Annotated in this window: 18 protein-coding genes; 4 read left to right on the top strand and 14 right to left on the bottom strand. The window is 69.4% G+C overall.

Going from position 1 to position 22,598, the window contains the following annotated elements:
- Positions 1-43: 43 nt before the first annotated feature.
- Entirely contained in the window at positions 44-238 is a 195-nt protein-coding gene (locus tag ACWCP0_RS17270; RefSeq protein ID WP_242329672.1) for a hypothetical protein, read from the bottom strand.
- Between the two features lie 164 nt (positions 239-402).
- Here ACWCP0_RS17270 and ACWCP0_RS17265 point away from each other — a divergent pair, with 164 nt between their 5' ends.
- Positions 403-2,589: an alpha/beta fold hydrolase gene (locus ACWCP0_RS17265; RefSeq protein ID WP_451079636.1), complete on the top strand. Its 2,187-nt coding sequence runs from the start codon at positions 403-405 to the stop codon at positions 2,587-2,589.
- Between the two features lie 349 nt (positions 2,590-2,938).
- Here ACWCP0_RS17265 and ACWCP0_RS17260 read toward each other — a convergent pair whose 3' ends face one another.
- Positions 2,939-3,667, bottom strand: a complete 729-nt coding sequence (locus tag ACWCP0_RS17260) for a siderophore-interacting protein (RefSeq protein ID WP_451079635.1) — start codon at positions 3,665-3,667, stop codon at positions 2,939-2,941.
- Positions 3,668-3,733: 66 nt separating this feature from the next.
- Between ACWCP0_RS17260 and ACWCP0_RS17255 the strand changes: the two genes are divergently transcribed.
- The 3 genes from ACWCP0_RS17255 to ACWCP0_RS17245 all read left to right on the top strand — a co-directional run bounded on the left by ACWCP0_RS17255 (position 3,734) and on the right by ACWCP0_RS17245 (position 6,962).
- Positions 3,734-5,809 (top strand): penicillin acylase family protein, encoded by a 2,076-nt coding sequence (locus ACWCP0_RS17255; RefSeq protein WP_451079634.1) that lies wholly within the window; start codon positions 3,734-3,736, stop codon positions 5,807-5,809.
- Positions 5,799-6,398, top strand: coding sequence for a GNAT family N-acetyltransferase (locus ACWCP0_RS17250; protein WP_451079633.1), 600 nt, complete (start codon positions 5,799-5,801; stop codon positions 6,396-6,398). The genes ACWCP0_RS17255 and ACWCP0_RS17250 overlap by 11 nt, the downstream gene beginning before the upstream one ends.
- 273 nt (positions 6,399-6,671) lie before the next feature.
- The gene (locus ACWCP0_RS17245; protein WP_451079632.1) at positions 6,672-6,962 is read left to right on the top strand and encodes a hypothetical protein; all 291 of its coding nucleotides are present in this window, start codon (positions 6,672-6,674) and stop codon (positions 6,960-6,962) included.
- 4 nt (positions 6,963-6,966) lie between these two features.
- Here ACWCP0_RS17245 and ACWCP0_RS17240 read toward each other — a convergent pair whose 3' ends face one another.
- From ACWCP0_RS17240 to typA, 12 genes are all read right to left on the bottom strand, one after another.
- Positions 6,967-8,082 (bottom strand): ABC transporter ATP-binding protein, encoded by a 1,116-nt coding sequence (locus ACWCP0_RS17240; RefSeq protein WP_451079631.1) that lies wholly within the window; start codon positions 8,080-8,082, stop codon positions 6,967-6,969.
- The gene (locus tag ACWCP0_RS17235; protein WP_451079708.1) at positions 8,075-9,049 is read right to left on the bottom strand and encodes an ABC transporter ATP-binding protein; all 975 of its coding nucleotides are present in this window, start codon (positions 9,047-9,049) and stop codon (positions 8,075-8,077) included. The genes ACWCP0_RS17240 and ACWCP0_RS17235 overlap by 8 nt, the downstream gene beginning before the upstream one ends.
- Positions 9,050-9,065: 16 nt before the next feature.
- Positions 9,066-10,073 carry an ABC transporter permease gene (locus tag ACWCP0_RS17230; RefSeq protein ID WP_451079630.1) on the bottom strand — a complete coding sequence of 336 codons (1,008 nt, stop codon included), beginning with the start codon at positions 10,071-10,073 and terminating at the stop codon, positions 9,066-9,068.
- Entirely contained in the window at positions 10,066-10,989 is a 924-nt protein-coding gene (locus tag ACWCP0_RS17225; protein WP_351226248.1) for an ABC transporter permease, read from the bottom strand. Before ACWCP0_RS17225 ends, ACWCP0_RS17230 begins: the two co-directional genes overlap by 8 nt.
- Positions 10,990-11,037: 48 nt before the next feature.
- The gene (locus ACWCP0_RS17220; protein WP_451079629.1) at positions 11,038-12,666 is read right to left on the bottom strand and encodes a peptide ABC transporter substrate-binding protein; all 1,629 of its coding nucleotides are present in this window, start codon (positions 12,664-12,666) and stop codon (positions 11,038-11,040) included.
- Between the two features lie 321 nt (positions 12,667-12,987).
- Positions 12,988-13,938 (bottom strand): GNAT family N-acetyltransferase, encoded by a 951-nt coding sequence (locus tag ACWCP0_RS17215; protein ID WP_451079628.1) that lies wholly within the window; start codon positions 13,936-13,938, stop codon positions 12,988-12,990.
- A 148-nt stretch (positions 13,939-14,086) separates the two neighbouring features.
- On the bottom strand, positions 14,087-15,235 hold the full coding sequence (locus tag ACWCP0_RS17210; protein ID WP_451079627.1) for an ABC transporter ATP-binding protein: 1,149 nt from the start codon (positions 15,233-15,235) through the stop codon (positions 14,087-14,089).
- Positions 15,228-16,286: an ABC transporter ATP-binding protein gene (locus ACWCP0_RS17205; protein WP_451079626.1), complete on the bottom strand. Its 1,059-nt coding sequence runs from the start codon at positions 16,284-16,286 to the stop codon at positions 15,228-15,230. The genes ACWCP0_RS17210 and ACWCP0_RS17205 overlap by 8 nt, the downstream gene beginning before the upstream one ends.
- 11 nt (positions 16,287-16,297) lie before the next feature.
- The gene (locus tag ACWCP0_RS17200; RefSeq protein WP_451079625.1) at positions 16,298-17,260 is read right to left on the bottom strand and encodes an ABC transporter permease; all 963 of its coding nucleotides are present in this window, start codon (positions 17,258-17,260) and stop codon (positions 16,298-16,300) included.
- Complete coding sequence (locus ACWCP0_RS17195; RefSeq protein WP_451079624.1) at positions 17,253-18,182, bottom strand: ABC transporter permease; 930 nt, start codon at positions 18,180-18,182, stop codon at positions 17,253-17,255. Before ACWCP0_RS17195 ends, ACWCP0_RS17200 begins: the two co-directional genes overlap by 8 nt.
- A 132-nt stretch (positions 18,183-18,314) precedes the next feature.
- Positions 18,315-19,931 (bottom strand): peptide ABC transporter substrate-binding protein, encoded by a 1,617-nt coding sequence (locus tag ACWCP0_RS17190; protein ID WP_451079623.1) that lies wholly within the window; start codon positions 19,929-19,931, stop codon positions 18,315-18,317.
- Positions 19,932-20,417: 486 nt separating this feature from the next.
- A complete protein-coding gene (gene typA, locus ACWCP0_RS17185) occupies positions 20,418-22,325 on the bottom strand; it encodes a translational GTPase TypA (RefSeq protein ID WP_451079622.1) in 1,908 nt (635 codons plus the stop codon).
- Between the last annotated feature and the right edge of the window lie 273 nt (positions 22,326-22,598).

The raw sequence follows: 22,598 nt of genomic DNA, 5'->3' as shown, positions 1-22,598 counted from the left end.
AGCCTACGAGGCCCGGGGCCAGGCCCTGCCTACCGGATCGGCTCTAGAACTTGATGCCGCCGATCATGCCCGCGACATTCGTGGTCAGCTCGCTGATCGTGGGCGCGATGGAGGAGCTCGCCAGATAGAACCCGAGCAGCATGCACACCGCCGCGTGCCCGGCCTTGAGCCCCGATTTCTTGACCAGAAGGAAGACGATGATCGCCAGCAGCACCACCGCCGAAATCGAGAGTGCCACGGCGGTTCACCTCCACAGATATTCGGTCCGCAACGGTCAGCAGGCATGTGCCCATGTGCCGGAGGTTTCCTACCCACCTGGCGACACGGATCATAACTATCCACACCCACGCATCGATCGGTGCACAGCAGCACGCGGGGGCGCACGGCACTAGATTCGGCCACATGACCTCGAGGCAGCAGCTCCCCCATCCGCCCGCCGATCCACCCTCCGTCCCGCTCTCCTTCCCCCGCCAGTACGCCAGGACTCAGCGCTTCGCTCTGGGCGCACCGCGGGCGTTCACGGTGGCGCCCGACGGCTCCCGCGTGGTGTTCCTCCGCTCCCCGTCGGGGACGGAACGGGCCCACCGGCTCTGGGTGCTCGACCTCGAAGGCGAGGTGCATGAGCGCGTCGCCGCCGATCCGGAGGCGCTGCTGCACGGGGCCGTCGAGGAGTTGCCCGCCGAGGAGCGGGCGCGCCGGGAGCGCAGCCGTGAGGGGTCCGGGGGCATCGTCGGCTATGCCGTGGACCAAGCGGTGGAGTTGGCGGCTTTCGCGCTGTCCGGGCGGCTGTTCACGGCGGAGCTGCGGGCCGGCACGTCCCGGGAACTGCCCGCCGCCGGGCCGGTGATCGACCCGCGGCCCTCACCGGACGGTCGGTACGTCGCGTACGTGGCGCAGGGGGCGCTGCGGGTGATCGGCGCCGAGGGGGACGGGGACCGCGCGCTCGCCGAGCCGGAGGACGGGCAGACGGCGTACGGCGTGGCGGAGTTCCTGGCGGCCGAGGAGATGAGCCGCACGCGCGGGTTCTGGTGGGGGCCCGGGAGCGACCGCCTGCTCGTGGCGCGCGTGGACGAGTCTCGCGTACAGCGGTGGTGGATGGCGGACCCGGCGCATCCGGACCGGGAGCCCGCGCCGGTCGCGTATCCGGCGGCGGGAACGGCCGACGCGGACGTGCGGCTGTATCTGATCGGGCTCGACGGGGAGCGCACGGAGGTCGCCTGGGACCGGGCGCGCTACCCGTATCTGGCGCGTGTGCACTGGTCGCCGTCCGGGGCTCCGCTGCTGCTCGTGCAGTCGCGGGACCAACGCACGGCGCTGTATCTCGGCGTGGACACCGGTACGGGCGGGACGCGCACGGTGCATGTGGACGAGGACCCGGTGTGGATCGAACTGCCGTCAGGGGCTCCCGCGTGGGCGCCCGACGGGCGGCTGGTGAGGATCGCCGACGAGGGCGGTGCGCGGGTGCTGGCGGTGGGCGACCGGCCCCTGACCGGGGCGCAGTTGCATCTGCGGGCGGTGCTGGACATCGGGGATTCGGATGTCCTGGTCTCGGCGTCGGCGGGTGCGGACGCGGCGGAGCCGGAGACCGGCGAGATCCATGTGTACCGGGTCAACGAGCTGGGCGTCGAGCGCGTCTCCGAGGAGGTCGGGGTGCACTCCGCCGTGCGGTCCGGGGCGGTGACCGTGCTCGCTTCGGCGAGTCCGGAGTCGACCGGCTCGACGGTGCAGGTGCTGCGGGACGGGAAGCTGCTCGCCGTGATCTCCTCGCACGCGGAGGAACCCGTGCTGTCCGCCCGCGTCAACCTCACCGAGGGGGGCGCACGGCGTATTCCGTGCGCCGTGCTGCTGCCCTCCGGACACCGGGAGTCGGACGGTCTGCTTCCGGTGCTGCTGGATCCCTATGGCGGGCCGCACGGACAGCGTGTGGTCGCCGCGCACAATGCGCATCTCACGTCGCAGTGGTTCGCCGACCAGGGCTTCGCGGTGGTCGTCGCGGACGGGCGGGGCTCCCCCGGCCGCTCCCCCGCGTGGGAGAAGGCGATCAAGGACGACTTCACGCTCACGCTCGACGACCAGATCGAGGCGCTGCAGGACCTCGCCGGCCGCTTCCCGCTCGACCTCGACCGGGTGGCGATCCGGGGCTGGTCGTACGGGGGTTACCTCGCCGCGCTGGCGGTGCTGCGGCGCCCCGACGTCTTCCACGCGGGGATCGCGGGAGCGCCGGTCACGGACTGGCGGCTGTACGACACCCACTACACCGAGCGCTATCTGGGGATGCCCGACGAGCGGCCCGAGGTGTACGCCGCGAACTCACTCGTCACGGACGACGGGCTGAGCGGGGCGGCGGAGACGGCGAGGCCGCTGATGATCATCCACGGCCTGGCGGACGACAATGTGGTGATGGCCCACAGCCTCCGCCTCTCGTCGGCCCTGCTGGCGGCGGGGCGCCCCCATGAACTGCTTCCGCTAAGTGGGGTCACCCACATGACCCCTCAGGAGCAGGTCGCGGAGAACCTGCTGCTGCTCCAGGTGGAATTTCTCAGGCGGTCGTTGGGCCTGGGCCAGGACCAGGCCCAGAGACAGGGCTAGCGCCAGGGTGGGGTCGGGGGCGTCTGCGGCGGGCCCGCGAGGCGGAGCCGCCCATCGACACAGCGCATGCCGCGCCCCTTCCCGCATCGGGGCTTCGCCCCGAACCCGCGCCCCGTACCCCCGATCGCCGGCGAGGCTTCGCGTGAGCCGGTTCCGCGCGTAGGGCGGGGCGGGGCCGTGGGGCCGCGGGCCGGACGGGCGACCGGCCGGGGCGATTGGCGCGTCCCGGCCGGTCTACGGCACCCGCACGGCCGTACGGAGTTCAGCGTGACGCGTTCGTATATCGGTGCTGCGTCGGTGGAGTTGCCTGGGCGTTAACGAATTTGACGGACAATTACCGCTTATCGGACTACGCCGCGCGCCAGTAGCCCAGGGAGTGCACCCGCTCCTTGGGCACGGCGAGCTCCTTGCGCACGTAGGACGTGAGGGTACGCGTGCTCGTCGTGTCGCAGGCGATCCACACATACGCCTTCGCCGGGTCGTCCCCGAGCAGGTCCGGCAGCGCGGCCCGCACCTCCTCGACCAGATGCGCCCCGGCGTCGCGACGCGGGACCGTGCGCAGATCGTGGAGGGCGGGGTCGGTCCGTATCGGAAGTTCGGCGTCGGATTCGTGCGGCGTCTCGAACCAGATGGTGGCTGCGGTCTCCGGCATGGCGCCGAGCAGCGAATTGATCGCGGGCAGCGAGGCCGGGTCGCCGATGACGAGCAGCCGGGACGGCAGCGGATCGGGCACGCTGAAGCGGGTGCCCTGGACGGTCGCCTCGATGGTGTCGCCCGGCTGGGCCTTGCGGGCCCAGTCGCTCGCGCACCCGTCGTGCAGGGCGAACTCCAGGCCGAAGGTGCCGGCCTCCGGGTCGGGGTCGACCAGGGTGTAGGCACGCTGGTGCGGCTTGCCCCCGTTGTCGAACCAGAGCCGCACCCACATCGTCGGATGCACTCCGGTCGCGCCGAGCATGCCGCCGTCGGTGAGACGGACCCGACGGTACCGCTCGGTGACCTGCTCCGACCCGGTCACCGTGAATGCGAAGTCCTTGCCCCGCATCAGCTTGAGGACCACGCCCTCCCAGCCATGCCCCACCCTGTGCTCCTCACGTAAGGTCGACCCCGCTAAGGTTAGGAAAGCCTAACCTAAAGGAGGAGCGGCGTGACGACGCGGACCGAGGTCCACCGGGATGCATGGGGCATCCCGCACCTGCGCGCGGGCAGCGCAAGCGAACTCGCTTACGCCCAAGGGCACAACGCGGCTGTGGACCGGGCCTGGCAGCTGGAGGTCGAGCGGCACCGGGCGCAGGGCACCACGGCCGCGTTCCTGGGCCCGGAGGCCGTCGCCTGGGACCGCTTCGCCCGTCAGGTGCGGCTCGACGACACGGCCCGGCGTTGCTACGAGGCGCTCGACACGGAGACCCGCGACTGGGTCGGGGCGTACGTCGACGGGGTCCGCGCCGGCCTCGCGGAAGGCGCGGCGGCCGCACCCGAGTTCGCGAAGGCCGGGCAGGCCCCGGGGGTGTGGAACCCTTGGACCCCGCTGGCGGTCTGGCTCTCCACGCACATCCTCTTCGCAGGCTTCCCGACCAAGCTGTGGCGCGAGGAGGTCGCGCGACGGCTCGGCGACGAGGCGATCGACCTCTTCGCCATGGACGGCCCCGGCACCGCGGGCTCCAACGGCTGGCTCGTCCCGGGCACCCGCACCCGCACCGGCGCCCCGATCATCGCGGGCGACCCGCACCGCTTCATCGAGGACCCCGGCGTCTACCAGCAGGTCCATCTGGTCTGCCCCGAGTACGACGTCGTCGGCCTGGCCTTCCCCGGCGTCCCGGGCGTCGCCCACTTCGCCCACACCGGCACCGTCGCCTGGGCGATCACCAACGCGATGGCGGACTACCAGGATCTGTACCGGGAGCGGCTGCGGCGCACGGACGACGACGGGATCGAGGCGCTCGGCCCGGACGGCTGGCGCCCGGCCACGCACCACACCGAGACCGTCGAGGTGGCGGGCGGCGATCCGGTCGCCGTCGAGGTGATCGAGACGGACCGCGGCCCTGTGATCACCGGCGCAGCGCCGGACGGCGACGAGACCGTGGAGGCCATCAGCCTGCGCTACGTCCCGCGCGTCACCGCCGACCTCGGCTTCGCGGCGATCCCCGCGCTGCTCAGGGCGCGCAGCGTCGCGGACGTGGACCGGGCGTTCGGGCAGTGGGTCGAGCCCGTGAACGTCGTACAGGCCGCCGACACCTCCGGCGGGCTGCTGCACCGCACCGCCGGGCGGGTGCCGCTGCGCCACCGGGACAACCGGCTGCGGGTCGTGCCCGCATGGGAGCAGGGGCACGAGTGGCAGGGCTGGTACGAGCCGATGCCGCGCGCCGAGGTCGAGGACTTCGCCGTCATGGCGAACGAGCGCAGGCTCGCGGGGCCCCTCGGCGTCGAGTTCGCGCCCCCGCACCGCGCGGACCGCATCGCCGAGCTGCTGCGGGAGTCGAAGGGCTGGACCGCCCCGGAGATGGCGGCCGTGCACATGGACACCCATCTCGCCTCCGCCGGCCCGCTCCTGGAGCTGATCGCCGGTCTCGAGGGGCTCGCTCCCGACGCCGCCGGGCTGCGGGAGGGGCTGCTGCGCTGGGACCGCCGGATGGACGCCGACAGCACCGTCGCCGCCGCCTATGCCGCGGTGCGGCACGCTGTCGTACGGCGGCTCGTCGCGCACCCGGAACTGGCGGCCCTCGCCGGACCGCTGCCGTACCCCGCGGTGTTCCAGCCCTGGCTCGCCCTCGTCGCGAAGGTCGGCTACGCGCTGGAGGGGCTGCTCACGACCGAGCTGCTGCCGGGCGTCGACCGCGCCGAGGTCGTCCGCCAGGCCCTCGACGAGGTCGCCGCGGACCCGCGGGAGGTCCCGTGGGGCGAACTGCACCGGCTCGCACCCTGGCAGGCGCTGCCGCCGGCGGACGAGGAGTGGCCCGGGATGGCCGGCGACCACGACTGCGTCCTCGCCACGTCCAGCGTCCCCGGCGTCACGGACCGCGGTGCCCGCGGTCCCGCCGCCCGCTATGTGTGGGACCTCGCCCGGCGCGACGACAGCCTCTGGGTGGTCCCGCTGGGCGCCCGCGGCATCCCGGGCGACGCCCACCACCGCGACCAGCTGCCGCTGTGGCTGCGCGGCGAACTCGTCCCCGTCGTCACCGACTTCGCGCAGCTCACCGAGGAGATCCACCACCATGACCACTGAGGCCGTGTACGAGAAGGCCGTCGACGGCTTCGGGACGGTGAGCGTCCGCCCCCTGGACCCGGAGCGCGACGTCGACACCGTCCACTCCTGGGTCTCCGAGGAGCGCGCCCGCTTCTGGGGCATGGGTGAGGCGAGCCGCGAGCAGGTGCTGGAGATCTACCGGCACATGGACTCCCTCACCACGCACCACGCGTGGCTGGTCGAGTGCGAAGGCCGGCCCGCGATGCTCTTCCAGACCTACGAGCCGGAGGCCGACCGCGTCAGCGAGTGCTACGACGCCGAGCCCGGCGACATCGGCGTACACCTGATGATCAGCCCCGCACAGGGCACGCCGCGGCCCGGATTCACCGCGGCCATGCTGACGGTCCTCACCGCATTCGTCCTGTCCGATCCGAAGGTCCGGCGGATCGTCGCCGAGCCGGACATCCGCAACGCCAAGGCGGTCGAACGGCTGGCCCGTACCGGCTTCGAGGTCGGGCCGGAGATCGTCCTGCCCGAGATCGACCTCCCGGAGGTCTTCCTTCCGGAGAAGAAGGCACGGCTGGCGATCCTGCACCGTGCGACGGCCGAGGCACGGAGGCTGGTCTGACGGCGTGGCGCCATGAGGCCCTGACAGAGCGTTGGACGTGACGGTAGACGATCAGGCAGGCGGCGAGGCCGAGCCCGAGCCTGCGCTTGCGCCTTGGCGCCTGGACCGGCTGAGCGGACGTCGGCGGCCCGGCGGTTGCCGTGGCGAGGCGCTGAAGAAGCTGGGCCTGCCCAGCGGCGAGGGGTCGAATGCCGCCGGGCGGCACAGCAAGGCCGGCAGCTCACCGAGACGGACCGCCGCGCCAAGGCGGCGGACGCCGAGTGGAGTGCCCGCATGAAGAAGGCGGGCTGCGCCTACCCGGATCCGCGCGCCGCCGCGGGCGATCCGGCCTGGTGGTCGAAGGGCGGGGCGGACTCCGCCGTCCGAAAGAGGACCAGGGCGCGTGAGGTCGCCACCGCGGCGGCGGATGTGACGTGCAGGCAGCAGGTGGACCATGTGGCTGTCTGGCAGTCCGTCGAGACCACCTACCAGAACAAGATCATCGACGCGAACCGGCAGGAGCTCGACGCTTTCCGGCAGAGGTGGCAGGACGCCCTGCGGAAGGCCGCCCAGGTCCGCCACTGAGCTGTCACTGAGAGGGACCTCGCGATGTCGTGCGGGGCGGGCAGTCCTCATCAGATGCTCTCTCGGAGGGTCCGGGCCCGCCCGGCTGCTCCCCCTCCCCGGGCACCACATGCTTCTCCTCCGCGAAGTGGCACGCCGAGTCGTGCTTCGCCGGTCCTTCGGTGAGCCGGAAGACCGCCGGGACCGCCAGCTCCGGCACCTCGAGGGCGCACCGCTCCTGCGCCTTCCAGCAGCGGGTACGGAAGCGGCAGCCGGACGGGATCTTCGTCGGTGAGGGCACGTCGCCGGTGAGGATGACGCGCTCCCGGTGCTCGCGCGCCTCCGGGTCGGGCACCGGCACCGCCGAAAGCAGGGCTTGTGTGTACGGATGCGTCGGATGCTCGTAGATCTCCGCGTCCTTGCCGATCTCCACGATCCGGCCCAGGTACATCACGCCCACCCGGTCGGAGATATGACGGACGATCGACAGGTCGTGCGCGATGAAGACGTACGACAGGCTGAACTCGTCCTGCAGCTTCTCCATCAGATTGATGACCTGCGCCTGCACGGACACGTCGAGCGCCGAGACCGGCTCGTCGCAGACGATGATCTCCGGGTTGAGCGCAAGACCGCGGGCAATGCCGATGCGCTGGCGCTGACCTCCGGAGAACTGGTGCGGGTACCGGTTGATGTACTCCGGGTTCAGGCCGACGACGTCCAGCAGCTCCTGCACCCTGCGGCGCCGGTCGCCCTTCGGAGCCACCTCGGGGTGGATCTCGTACGGCTCGCCGATGATGTCGCCGACCGTCATACGCGGATTGAGCGAGGTGTACGGGTCCTGGAACACCATCTGGATGTTCCGGCGGACCGCCTTCAGCGCCCGCCCGGACAGCCGGGTGATGTCCTCGCCCTTGTAGCGGATCGTCCCGCTCGTCGGCCGCTCCAGACTGACCAGCAGCCTGGCGAGCGTGGACTTGCCACAGCCCGACTCGCCCACGATGCCGAGAGTCTCGCCGGGGAAGAGGTCGAGGTCGACACCGTCGACCGCCTTGACCGCGCCCACCTGCTTCCTGAAGACGATCCCGCGCGTGAGCGGATAGTGCTTGTACAGGTCGCGCGCCTCGATGAGCGGCTCAGCCACGGAGACACTCCCTCCAGAAGAAGCAGGCGCTCGCCCGGTCCCGGTTCACGAGGAAGAGTTCCGGCTCGTCCGTCGAGCACACCTCCTGCGCCATCGGGCAGCGCGGGTTGAAGGCGCAGCCGGACGGGATGTTCATGAGGTTGGGCGGCAGGCCCTTGATCGCGTAGAGCTCCTGGCCCTTCTGGTCCAGGCGCGGGATGGAATCGAGGAGTCCGCGTGTGTACGGATGGGCCGGCGCCCGGTAGATGTCGTGGACGGGCGCGGTCTCGACGATCCGGCCCGCGTACATCACCGCGATCCGGTCGGCGACGTCCGCGACGACGCCGAGGTCGTGCGTGATGAGGATGAGCCCCATGTTGAGCTCGCGCTGCAGCTCGGCGAGCAGTTCCATGACCTGCGCCTGGACGGTCACGTCGAGCGCGGTGGTCGGCTCGTCCGCGATGATCAGGTCCGGCTCCAGCGCCAGCGCCATGGCGATCATGATGCGCTGGCGCATACCACCGCTGAACTGGTGCGGATACTGGCCGATCCGCTCCCTGGCCGCGGGGATCCGCACCCGGTCCATCAGCTCGACCGCCCGGGCCCTGGCGTCCTTCCGCGACATCCCGCGGTGCACGGTGAACATCTCGCCGAGCTGGTCGCCGACGGTCAGCACCGGGTTCAGGGACGACAGCGCGTCCTGGAAGATCATCGCCATTCCGGCGCCGCGGATCTTCCGCCGCTCCTCCTCCTTGAGCCGCAGCACGTCCTGGCCCCGGAAGAGGACCTCGCCGCCGGTGATGCGGCCCGGCGGGATGTCGAGGATGCCCATGACGGCCTGCGCCGTGACGGACTTGCCCGAGCCGGACTCGCCGAGCACGGCGAGCGTCTCACCCGCGTCGACCGCGTAGGTGACACCGTTGACGGCCTTGGCGACCCCGTCCCTGGTCCGGAACTCCACGTGCAGGTCGCGCACTTCGAGCAGCATCGCGGCCATCGCCTCCTCAGCGCAGCTTGGGGTCGAGGGCGTCGCGCACCGCGTCGCCGAGCATGATGAACGCGAGCACGGTGACGGCGAGCGCGCCGGCCGGCCAGAGCAGCATGTGCGGGGCGTTGCGGATGTACGGGGACGCGGCGGAGATCTCGATGCCCCACGACACGGTGGGCGGCCGCAGCCCGACACCGAGGTACGACAGGGTCGCCTCCAGCGCGATGTACGTGCCGAGCGCGATGGTCGCCACGACGATGACCGGTGCCACCGCGTTCGGCGCGATGTGCCGCAGCAGCAGCCGGGAGTGGGACGCACCGAGGGCCCGCGCGGCCTGGACGTAGTCGTTCTGCTTGGCCGTGATGACCGCGCCGCGCGCGATGCGGGAGATCTGCGGCCAGCCGAGCAGCACCATGAAGCCGATCACCGGCCAGACGGTGTTGCTGGTGACGACGGACAGCAGCACCAGGCCGCCGAGGACGACCGGGATGGCGAAGAAGACATCGGTGAGGCGGGACAGCAGCGAGTCCGGGACTCCTCCGAAGTACCCCGCGATCCCGCCGAGTACGGCCCCGAGGAGCGCCACCCCGACGGTCGCGCAGACGCCCACGGTCACCGAGGTACGGGCGCCGTAGACGACCCGGGTGTACACGTCGCAGCCCTGGCCGTCGAAGCCGAAGGGGTGGCCCGGCTGCGAGCCCTCCTGGGCCTTGGCGAGGTCGCAGCTGAGCGGATTGCCTGAGGCGATCAGCGACGGCCAGATCGAGATGATCACCAGGAAGACGATGACCAGCCCCGAGACGAGGAAGACGGGGTTGCGGCACAGATCGCGCCAGGCGTCGGACCAGAGGCTGCGGGCCCGTCCGCCAGGGGCGGCTGACGGAGGCAGCGCGGACGGCCCTGTGCCCGGCGGACCGCCGGGGGTCCGCTCCAGCGTCCTGCCTTCGCTCGTGGCGAGGTCCATCGCGCCGCCGGCGCCGGTCGGGGCGATGGCTCCCCCGTCCTCGTACTGCGGCTCAGGCATAGCGGATCCTCGGGTCGAGTACGGCGTACAGGAGGTCGACGAGCAGGTTCACCGCCAGGAACACCAGCACCAGCACGGTCACGAAGCCGACGACGGTCTGGGTGTTCTGACGGAGGATGCCCTGGTAGAGCTGGTAGCCGACGCCATGGATGTTGAAGATCCGTTCGGTGACGATGGCACCGCCCATCAGGGCGCCGATGTCGGCGCCGATGAAGGTGACCACGGGGATCAGCGAGTTGCGCAGCAGATGGCGGCCGATGACGCGGTGGCGCGGCAGTCCCTTGGCGATCGCCGTGCGGACGTAGTCGGCGCGTTTGTTCTCGGCGATGGACGTCCTCGTCAGCCGGGTCACATAGGCGAGGGACACGGAGGCGAGGACCAGTCCCGGCACGATGAGTTCGCCGAGCGGCGCCTCGGAGGAGACGGAGGGCCTGATCCAGCCCCACTGCACCCCGAGGAGCAGCTGGAGCAGCAGGCCGGTGACGAAGGTGGGGACGGAGATGACCACCAGTGTGAGCAGCAGGACCGAGGTGTCGACGGGGCGGCCGCGGCGCAGTCCGGTGAGCACGCCCAGGCCGATGCCGATGACGATCTCGAAGAAGATCGCGACGAGGGTGAGCCGGATGGTGACCGGGAAGGCCGTGGCCATCAGCTCGGTGACGGGCTGTCCGTTGAACGCGGTGCCGAAGTCCCCGGTGAAGACGTTGCCCATGTAGGTCAGGTATTGCTGCCACACGGGCTTGTCGAGGCCGAACTCCTTGCGCAGCTGGGCGGCTGTCGCCGGGTCGCACTCGCGGTCGCCGCACAGCCCTGCGATGGGGTCGCCCATCACGTTCACCATCAGGAAGATCAGCAGCGTCGCGCCGATGAAGACGGGGATCATCTGGAGCAGACGCCGGATCACATAACGTCCCATGGGGGCTCCTGGGGGTGCGGGTCCGGGCGAACAGCGGCCGGGCGGCCGTCAGCTGACCTTGATCTCGTTGTAGACGGGGACGCTGAACTGGTTCAGCGCGACGTTGCCGATCCGGTCCGAGTAGCCGGCGCTGCCGTTCTGGTACCAGAGCGGAATCGCCGCCATCTGATCCCGTACGACCCCTTCGGCCTGCTTGAACGTGTCGATCGCCTTCGCCGTGTCGGACTCGGCGTTGGCCTCGTCGACGAGCCGGTCGAACTCCTCGTTGCTCCACTTGCCGTCGTTGGAGGAGGCGTTGGTGTAGTAGAGCGGCTGGAGGAAGTTCTGGATGAGCGGGTAGTCCATCTGCCAGCCGGCCCGGAAGGGGCCGGTCAGCTTGGACTGGGTGATCTGGTTGCGGAAGTCGGCGAAGGTGCCGACGGGGTTGCCCACGCAGGCCTTGTCGTTGCCCAGCGCGTTGTTGATGGAGTTGCAGACGGCGTCCACCCACTCCTTGTGCGAGCCGGAGTCCGCGTTGTACGTGATCTTCACCTGGCCACCGGGGAGTCCGCCGCCCTGCGCGATCAGCTTCTTGGCCTCGGCGGGGTTGTACGTGCAGGCGTCGCCGCAGAGCGACTCGTCGAAGCCGCCGTCCGCCCCGAGAACGGGCGACGTCCAGTCCTTGGCGGGGGTGCGGGTCCTCTGGAAGATCGTGTCGGTGATCTGGTCGCGGTTGATCGCCATGGACAGGCCCTTGCGGACCTTCTCCTGGCCGGGCTTGTTCCAGGCCGGGTCGTAGTAGGGGAAGGCGAGGGTCTGGATGATGCCGGCGGGGGTGTTGATGTACCGGTCGCCGAGGTCGGTCTTGACGTTCTTGAGCTGGGACGCGGGGACGTCGTCGACGAGGTCGAGGTTTCCGGCCGTCAGGTCGGTGTAGGCGGTGTTGTTGTCCGTGTAGACCTTGAGGTCGATGCCGCCGTTCTGCGCCTTGTCGTCGCCGGGGTACTGGTCCCAGCGGCGCAGGGACATCTGGGAGCCCCTCGCGTACGAGTCGACGGCGTACGGACCGTTGCCGACGGGCTTCGCGAGCCACCCGCTGTGATCGGTGAAGAAGGCCTTCGGGAGCGGGGCGAAGGCGGCGTACCCGAGGGTCTCGGGCCAGGTGGAGAACTTCTGGGTGAGCTTGACCGTGAAGGTCCGAGGACCGGTGACCTCGAGGCCCGACATCGTCGCGGCGGTGGGTTCACCGGACTCGGGGTGGACCTGGTCGTAGCCCTCGATGTAGCCGAAGAAGTAGGCGTTGCGCTGGTTGTTCTCGAGGTGGGCGCCGTAGTTCCAGGCGTCGACGAAGGACTGGGCGGTGACGGGCTCGCCGTTGGAGAAGGTCCAGCCGTCCTTGACGGTGACGGTGAAGCTGGTGGAGTCGCTGGTCTCGATCTTCTCGGCGAGCATGTCCTGCGCCTCGCCGGTCTTCGGGTCGTAGCGCTTGAGGCCCCGGAAGATCATGTCGAGGACCTTGCCGCCCTGGACCTCGTTCGTGTTCGCCGGCTCCAGCGGGTTCTGCGGGTCCCCCCAGGAGGAGCTCACGATCCCGTCGGCACCGCCACCGCCCCCGGCGCCCCCGCCGCCGCAGGCCGTCGCGGCGAGCACGGTGGCGACGGCGCATGCGGTCCACTTGGCGTGCGTGGCTCGGCGCATGGGGTACCTCCTCGGGGCGAGGGTGATACGTAGATCCCCATATCACCCCATACGGGAACAGACTGCACGTCAGCAACGCCGGTACGTGCCCCTGCGGCGAGCCTTCTCCCCACCCGCCCCTTACCGGACCGGGGGCAGGCCCTCAGCCCCGTACCGAGGGCCGCGCCCCCGCACCCCCGCGCCTCGAACTCCCCTTACGCCCTGCCCGGGCCCGGGACCGCGGGGCACGGGTGGCTTCTCCCAGGCCCGTCCGGCGGTCGAGCACGGACACCGGACCCACCCACCGGTACCGGTGACCGGCTACCGCTCACCGTTCACCGTTCACCGCTTCAGAGGCAGCGTCAGCTCCCAGGTGTCCGCCGCGTAGTGGAGCGACATCCCGCTCCGCTCGTACAACCGAAGCGCACCCGTCGCGTTTCCGGTGTCGACCGCGAGCCCCACGGTCGTCCGGCCCCGGCGGGCGAATTCGGCGAACGCCTGCCGCAGCAGCAGTGCGCCGAGGCCGCGCCCGCGGGCTGCGGGGAGCACCCCGAGGGAGCGCACCCAGCCCATGGTGGCGCGGTCGTCGCGGGCCAGCAGCACCGCCACGTCGCCCGCGCCCTCCTCGCGGGCGATCCAGCAGAGGGACCAGTCGATCGGCGTGCTCTCCTCCATCCGCGCCAGCCACGCCTCGTACGCACGTGCGCGATGGTCGTAGTGCTCGGCGAACGCTTCCTCCAGCACGGCATGGGCGATGCGCCGGTCGTCCTCCGTACGGCACTCACGCAGCGCCGGCCCGGCGGGCGGCTCCTGCGCGACGTCGGCCCCGTCGACCTCGCGCGTCAGCACGTTGTACCGGCGTACGGGCCGCCAGCCGCGGGACCGCACCTGCCCGGTGTCCACGCTGGTGGCCGTGGAGAGGCCCAGGTGAACGACCGCATGGGTCGCCCCGGCCGCCGCCGCGAGCTCGGCGGCCCTGCCCTCCATCGTCGCGAGGAGCGCCGCGGTCGCCGCGGCCCTTCCCGGCAACGCGTACAGATCGGCCTCGATCCGCTCCCTCCCGGGGGCGTCGGGATCCACGGGCTCCCCGGTCTCCTGCCAGACCATGCCGAAGGCAACGGGCTCGTCGCCCTCCTCGACGAGCCAGGCCTCGGTCCCCGCGAGGTCCGCCTCGACGGTGTGGAGGTCGGTCTCCGGGTGCCCGATCTCGATCGTGTCGATGGCGTTCAGGAGCCGGTGGACGGCGGGGGCGTCGGCGGGGGTGGCGCGACGCAGCGCGGGTGTCGAGTTCATGAGTGCACCCTGGCGCGGCCTCCGGGCGCCGGGCAACGACTTATCGACACGGGCGCCCGAGACGCGTCCGAGACTCCCGGGAACGGCGAAGGCGCCCGGAACCCCAGGGGTTCCGGGCGCCTTCACGACGTACGGGCGCGAGCGCGGATCACACCGCGTGGACGACGTCCTTCTCCTCGGCGAAGTGGCACGCCGACTCGTGCGCGGCCGGGGTGTCCTGACCGACGAAGTACTCCGGGACCGCCAGCAGCGGAACCTCGGTGGCGCACTTCTCCTCGGCCTTCCAGCAGCGGGTGCGGAAGCGGCAGCCGGACGGCGGGTTCGCCGGCGACGGGACGTCACCGGTGAGGATGATCCGCTCGCGACCCTCGCGGGCCGACGGGTCGGGCACGGGGACCGCCGACAGCAGCGCCTGGGTGTAGGGGTGCGTCGGGTGGTCGTAGATCTGCGTGTCCGTACCGATCTCGGCCATCTTGCCGAGGTACATCACGCCGACCCGGTCGGAGATGTGCCGGACGATCGACAGGTCGTGCGCGATGAAGATGTAGGACAGGTTGAACTCGTCCTGCAGCTTCTCCATCAGGTTGATGACCTGTGCCTGCACGGAGACGTCGAGCGCCGAGACCGGCTCGTCGCAGATGATGATCTCCGGGTTGAGCGCAAGACCGCGGGCGATGCCGATGCGCTGGCGCTGACCGCCGGAGAACTGGTGCGGGTACCGGTTGATGTACTCCGGGTTCAGGCCGACGACGTCCAGCAGCTCCTGCACCTTGCGGCGCCGGTCGCCCTTCGGAGCCACCTCGGGGTGGATGTCGAAGGGCTCGCCGATGATGTCGCCGACCGTCATACGCGGATTGAGCGAGGTGTACGGGTCCTGGAACACCATCTGGATGTTCCGGCGGACCGCCTTCAGCGCCCGCCCGGACAGCCGGGTGATGTCCTGGCCCTTGTAGAAGACCTCGCCGGCCGTCGCCGTCTCCAGCGACATCAGCAGCTTGGCGACCGTGGACTTGCCACAGCCGGACTCGCCCACGATGCCGAGGGTCTCGCCCTGGTAGAGGTCGAAGGAGATCCCGTCCACGGCCTTGACCGCGCCGACCTTCTTCTTGAAGAGGATGCCCTGGGTCAGCGGGAAGTGCTTGACCAGATTGCGCACCTGGAGGATCGGCTCACCGCGGTCCACCGGCGCATCGAGGGCGGCCACGGCCTCCGCCTCGGTGGCCGCGTCGACCGTCTCGACCTCGGTGACGTTCGGGGTCGCGTCCACGGCCTCATCGTTCTTGCTGAGCTCAGCCATGGATCGTCTCCTTCCAGTAGTGGCACGCGCTTCCGCGGCCGGGCAGCTCGGTGCCGTCCTGCTCGGTCACCGGGTGCAGAGCCGGGATCTCCGTACGGCAGATGTCGTCGGCCTTCGGGCAGCGCGGGTTGAACGCACAACCGGTCGGGATACGCGTCAGGTTGGGCGGCAGACCCTTGATCGCGTACAGCTCCTGGCCCTTCTGGTCCAGGCGCGGGATCGAGTCGAGCAGACCCCGGGTGTACGGGTGGGCCGGGCGCTTGTAGAGCTCGTGCACGGGCGCGGTCTCGACGATCCGTCCCGCGTACATCACGGCGATCTTGTCCGCGACGTCGGCGACGACGCCGAGGTCGTGGGTGATCAGGATCAGACCCATGTTGTACTCGCGCTGCAGCTCCGCGAGCAGATCCATGACCTGCGCCTGGACGGTCACGTCGAGCGCGGTGGTCGGCTCGTCCGCGATGATCAGGTCCGGCTCCAGCGCCAGCGCCATGGCGATCATGATGCGCTGACGCATACCGCCGGAGAACTGGTGCGGGTAGTCGTTGACCCGGGCCGCGGCGGCCGGGATCTTGACCCGGTCCATCAGCTCGATGGACTTGGCCTTGGCTTCCTTCTTGGACAGGCCGTGGTGCACCCGGAACATCTCGCCGAGCTGATAGCCCACGGAGAGCACCGGGTTCAGCGACGACAGCGCGTCCTGGAAGATCATCGCCATCTTGCGGCCGCGGAGCATACGGCGCTCCTCGGCGGACATCTTGAGCATGTCCGCGCCGCGGAAGAGGATCTCGCCCTTGGGGATGCGCCCCGGAGGCATGTCCAGGATGCCCATGATCGCCTGGGCGGTCACGGACTTGCCGGAGCCGGACTCACCGAGCACGGCGAGGGTCTCGCCGGCGCTCACCGAGTAGTTCACGCCGTTGACGGCCTTGGCGACGCCGTCACGGGTGTGGAACTCCACGTGCAGGTCGCGGACCTCGAGCAACGGGCCTTCGTTCTCGTCGCTCCCGCGCGGAGCGGGTACATCCGCTGTTTTGTCGATGATGGTCATGTACGCCTCCCTCAGCGCAGCTTGGGGTCGAGGGCGTTGCGTACCGCATCGCCGAACATCAGGAACGAGAGCACCGTGATCGACACCATCACCGACGGAACGATCAGCACATGGGGCGCGTTGCGGAGCTGCTCACGTCCACTGGACACGTCGACGCCCCAGGAGACCGTCGGCTCGGCGAGGCCGACACCCAGGAAGGACAGCGTCGCCTCGGCCGCGATGTAGCCGCCGAGGGCGATCGTCGCGACGACGATGATCGGGGCGACCGCGTTGGGCAGGATGTGCCGCATCATGATGCGCCAGGTCGAGGAGCCGAGCGCCTTGGCCGCGACGACGTAGTCGGCGTGCTTGATGGTGATCACCGAGCCGCGGGCGACACGGGCGATCTGCGTCCAGCCGAGGAACGCCAGGGCCAGGATGACGACCCAGACCTCGCGCTTCTCGAAGCTGGTGAGGATCACCAGGGTGCCGAGCAGGAACGGGATACCGAAGAAGATGTCGGTGACCCGCGACAGCATGGTGTCGATCCAGCCACCGAAGTAGCCGGCCATCATGCCGATCAGCGTGCCGAGAACGGTCACCAGGGCGGTGACGCCGACACCGACGAGGATCGAGGCGCGGGCGCCGTAGATCACTCGCGCGTAGATCGAACGGCCCTGGCCGTCGTAGCCGAACCAGTCGGGCGAGAAGAAGTGGCCCCAGTTCGGCGGCGACAGGTAGTGGTTGACCAGGTCCGCGTCGCGCGGCGATGCGCTGGTGAACAGGCTCGGCCAGGCGGAGATGGTCAGCAGCAGCAGGATGAGCACCGCCGACACGAGGAACAGCGGGTTGGTGCGCAGGTCGTGCCACGCGTCGGACCAGAGGCTGCGCGGCTTGCCCGGAGCGGGACCCGTCTCGGTGGCGGGCGCGCCAGTGGCGGCCGCGACGGTGATCGTGTCCGTGGTCGCCGGGGTCTCGGCGGTCTTCTCAGGCATACCGGATCCTCGGGTCCAGGACCGCGTAGAGCAGGTCGACAAGCAGGCTGGTGAGCAGGTAGACGAGGACGATCAGCGAGGCGATGCCCACGACCGTCGCACCCTCGCGGCGCGTGAGCGCGTCGAAGATGGTCTTTCCGACTCCCTGCACGTTGAAGATGCCCTCGGTGACGATGGCGCCGGTCATCAGGTTGCCGATGTCGGTACCGAGGAAGGTGACCACCGGGACGAGGGAGTTGCGCATCAGGTGGACGCCGACGATCCGGCGGCGCGGCAGGCCCTTGGCCACCGCCGTGCGCATGTAGTCCGCGCGCAGGTTCTCGGCCATGGACGTACGGGTCAGTCGGGCCACATAGGCGAGCGAGAGCGAGCCGAGGACGATGGCCGGCAGGAACAGGTCCCCGATGTTCTCGGAATCCTGCACCGTCGCCGTGGTGACGCCGAGCTGGAACGCGAAGATGTACTGCATCAGGTAGCCCAGCACGAAGGAGGGCATCGAGATCAGTACCAGGGTGAGGGCGAGAAGCCCCCGGTCCCGCACGGAGTCGGGGCGCAGGCCCGCGATCACGCCGAGGCCGATGCCCACGAGCACCGTGAAGGTGAACGCGAAGAGCGTCAGCCGAAGAGTGATCGGGAACGCCTGGGCGATGATGTCGGCAATTTCGCGCTTGCTGGCGATCTCGGTACCGAAGTCACCCTGCACCAGGTTGCCCAGATAGGTGAAGTACTGCTGCCAGAGTGGCTGGTCGAGACCGAGATCAGCGCGGATGGACGCCACGACCGCTGGGTCGTAGGCCTGGTCTCCCATGAGCGCTCTGACGGGGTCACCGGGCAGCGCGTACATCATGGCGAAGATCAAAAAGGTTGACCCGATGAACACCGGGATCATCTGGAGCAGTCGTCGTGCGACGTAGCGCCCCATGGGTGCCTCCGTGAGGGGTTAACTGCGGTCCGGGGGCCGCCCGTGACAGGGAACCCCCGGGACCTCCGCCGCCGCCGGATCTCCGGCGGCGGCGGGTGACGGCCGAGTGGGGATGGGGCCCGCAGGCTGGTGTTACTTGACGGTGACGCCGGTCAGCTCGAGGTCGCCGTGGAAGTCGACCGCGACGTTGTCGACGCTCTTACCGTGGCCACCGTTGATGCGGTAGTACCAGAGCGGGATCGCCGGCATCTTGTCGAGGAGCTTCTTCTCGACCTCCTGGTAGGCCTTGACGGTCTCGTCCAGGGAGTTCGCCTTGTCAGCGGCAGCCATCAGCCCGTCGATCTCCTTGTCGGAGAAGCGACCGTTGTTGGACTCGGCGCTGGTGTGGTACAGCTCCTTGAGGAAGTTGACGTTGACCGGGTAGTCGGCGACCCAGCCGCCGCGGTACATCCCCTTCACCTGGTTGTTGTCGCGGGCCTCGAGGTCGGTCGCGAAGTCCGGCTTCGGGTCGCCGACGCAGTCGACACCGGTGGCCTTGCGGATGGACTCGCAGACCGCGGTGATCCACTCCTTGTGGCCGCCGTCGCTGTTGTACTGGATGGACAGCTTGTTCTCGGGGACGCCGCCGCCCTCGGTGATGAGCTGCTTCGCCTTCGTCGGGTTGTACGTGAAGACGTCCGTGCCCAGGTCCTGGTTGCCCTTGACCTGCGGCGGCGTGAAGCTCGTCGCGGGGGTACGGGTGTTGTTCAGGACGGTCTTGGTGATCGTGTCACGGTCGATCGCCATGGACAGACCCTGGAGAACCTTGGGGTCGATGTCCTTGAACGTCTTGGTGTAGAAGGCCGGGACCAGCGTCTGGATGGCCGCGTACGGCTGCTCGATGGCGCCGTCGCCCAGGTCCTGCTTGTACTTCGGCAGGTCCGTCGGGCCGACCTGGCGGATGATGTCCAGGTTGCCGGAGACGACGTCCTGGTACGCGGCCTCGAGGGTCGTGTAGCTCTTGAACTGGATGCCCTTGTTCGCCGCCTTGTTCGGGCCCTGGTAGTCAGGGTTGGCCGCGACCTGGATCAGCTTCTTGTGGGTCCACTTCTCGAACTTGTACGGACCGTTGCCGACCGGCTTCTGGCCGAACGCCTTCGGGTCGTCGTAGAAGACCTTCGGGAGCGGGGCGAAGGTGGCGTAGCCCAGCTTGTAGTTGAAGTACGGGACCTTGTCGGTCAGCGTGATCGTGAAGGTGGTGTCGTCCACGACCTTCAGACCGGACATCTTGTCGGCCTTCGGCTCACCCTTCTCGGGGTGGACGTCGGCGTAGCCGGCGATGTCGCCGAACCAGAAGCTGTTCTGCTGGTTGTTCTTGATGTTGGCGTACCAGTTCCACGCGTCGACGTACGACTGCGCGGTGACGGCCTCACCGTTGTGGAACTTCCAGCCCGACTTGAGCTTGACGGTCCAGGTCTTCGAGTCCGTGGTGGAGACCGACTCGGCGTTCGTGTAGACGATCTCGCCCTTGGCGTCGAAGTCCAGCAGCTGGGTGAAGAGCGACTGGATGACGTAGGAGCCGTTGGTCTCGTTGGTGTCGGCCGGGATGAGCGGCTTCTGCGGCTCGCCGACGTCGATGGAGACATAGCCCTCGGGCTTGCCCGACGGGTTCTTCTTGCCCTCGTCACCACCACCACTGCCACAGGCAGCGGCCGCCAGGGCGACGACGATCGCACCGGCGACCCACTTGGCGCTCTTGGCACCGCGCATGGGTTTCCTCCTCATGAGTCCACTTGTCACTACAAGAAGGGCACTGTTCTACGCGCGCTGACACCCCTGACAGCGTGCTCGTCAAGTACCACGAGTGTGCTCGTGAGTCGGCGCTCCCCACAGCGCGTGACCCATTGACCCGAGCTCAATGGAGCCAACTATTAAGGAGAGGAGGGCTGTAAACCACACTTAAAGGGTCTCGTTTTGACAACATCGGCCGGGCCCCCCGGCCCGAAATCCGGACAAAGCGAGCACAGACAGACACCCGCGAAACGGACCCTTAACACAAGTTCCGGAGAGCGGACTCCGATATACGGACGTATGAATCAGGCCAAGGGCCGAAATGAAGTTGACGAAAGGCCCGGCTCCCCACAGTGTCTGCGAGGAGCCGGGCCTCTGTCGAAGAGTTAACCCGGAATTGACGCGGATCAGCCGATCCTACGGCGTCGGTCGCCCGTGCGGGCCGCCTCGGCCGTGACGGGCGCCTCAGCCGTGCTTGGCGCGCGAGGCGGCGCGGGCGCGCTCGCGGGCGTCCAGGTTGACCTTGCGGATGCGGACGGCCTCCGGGGTCACCTCGACGCACTCGTCGTCGCGGCAGAACTCCAGGGACTGCTCCAGGGAGAGCTTGCGCGGCGGAACGATGGACTCCGCGACATCGGCCGTGGAGGAGCGCATGTTGGTGAGCTTCTTCTCCTTGGTGATGTTCACGTCCATGTCGTCGGAGCGGGAGTTCTCGCCGACGATCATGCCCTCGTAGACCTCGGTGCCCGGCTCGACGAAGAGGACGCCGCGCTCCTGGAGGTTCGTCATCGCGAAGGCGGTGACGGCGCCGGACCGGTCGGCGACGAGCGAGCCGTTGTTACGGGTCGTCAGGGTGCCGAACCACGGCTCGTGGCCCTCGTGGATGGAGTGGCCGATACCGGTACCGCGGGTCTGGGTCAGGAACTCCGTACGGAAGCCGATCAGACCGCGGGACGGCACGACGAACTCCATGCGGACCCAGCCGGAGCCGTGGTTGGACATGTTGTCCATGCGGCCCTTGCGGACGCCCATGAGCTGCGTGACCGCGCCCATGTGCTCCTCGGGCACGTCGACGGTCATGCGCTCGACGGGCTCGTGCAGCTTCCCCTCGATCTCCTTGGTGACGACCTGCGGCTTGCCGATGGTCAGCTCGAAGCCCTCCCGGCGCATGGTCTCGACGAGGATCGCGAGCGCCAGCTCACCGCGGCCCTGGACCTCCCAGGCGTCCGGGCGGTCGGTCTCCAGGACGCGAAGCGAGACGTTACCGATCAGCTCGCGGTCGAGGCGGTCCTTCACCTGGCGGGCGGTGACCTTGCGGTCCTTGACGGCGGCCTTGTTGTCGGCGCCCTTGCCGGTGCCGCCGCGGCCGACCAGCGGCGAGGTGTTCGTACCGATGGTCATGGAGATCGCGGGCTCGTCGACCGTGATCAGCGGCAGCGCGACCGGGTTCTCCGGGTCGGCCAGCGTCTCGCCGATCATGATGTCCGGGATACCGGCCACGGCGCAGATGTCACCCGGGCCCGCGACCTCGGCGGGCTTGCGGGTGAGCGCCTCGGTCATCATCAGCTCGGTGATGCGGACGTTGGCGATCGAGCCGTCGCGCTTGATCCAGGCGACGGTCTGGCCCTTGCGCAGCTCGCCCTGCTCGACGCGGAGCAGCGCGATACGGCCGAGGAAGTTGTCGGCGTCGAGGTTGGTGACGTGGGCCTGGAGCGGGGCCTCCTCCTCGTACGTCGGGGCCGGGATGTGCTCCAGGATGGTGGAGAAGAACGGCTCCAGGCTGTCGCTGTCGGCCGGGACGGTGCCGTCCTCCGGCTTGGTCAGCGAGGCGATGCCGTCACGGCCGCAGGCGTAGACGATCGGGAACTCGATCTGGTCCTCGTCGGCGTCCAGGTCGAGGAAGAGGTCGTAGGTCTCGTTGACGACCTCGTCGATCCGGGAGTCCGGACGGTCCGTCTTGTTGATGCAGAGGATGACGGGCATCCGCCGCTGGAGCGCCTTGCGGAGCACGAAGCGGGTCTGCGGCAGCGGGCCCTCAGAGGCGTCCACCAGCAGCACGACACCGTCGACCATCGACAGACCGCGCTCGACCTCACCGCCGAAGTCGGCGTGGCCGGGGGTGTCGATGATGTTGATGGTGATCGGGGCCTCGCCGTTCTTGGGGTGGTACTTCACCGCCGTGTTCTTGGCGAGGATCGTGATGCCCTTCTCACGCTCCAGGTCGTTCGAGTCCATCATCCTGTCGTCGACGGAGTCGAGCTGGTGTGCGGCGAAGGCACCGGCCTGCTTCAGCATGGCGTCGACGATGGTCGTCTTGCCGTGGTCGACGTGGGCGACAATGGCGACGTTACGGATGTCGTGGCGCGTGGGCATGGGTGGCTTGCGCTTCTCTCGGATCGTGGGATGCGGCGTCTGTTTGCTCGTACGCCCGCCGGGCGGACGCGCCACGGCTGTGTCCATGGTACGGGGCTGCCGCGAAAGGGGCTTCCCGGCCCGATCCGAGAGCGGGCTGAGGTCGATCGTGGGGGTTGCGTGGGGGCAAGCGGTGGGGGCAGGAAGGTGCGGACAGGGGCCCGGGTCATGGGCTGATACGCAAGAACGACCTTGCCCGCCGGGGGCTCCGGCGGGCAAGGGACTTGAGCTGGT

Source organism: Streptomyces sp. NPDC001970 (assembly GCF_053594115.1).
The sequence above is the reverse complement of the archived record's forward strand: the minus strand, read 5'-3'. Positions and strand labels throughout refer to the sequence as shown.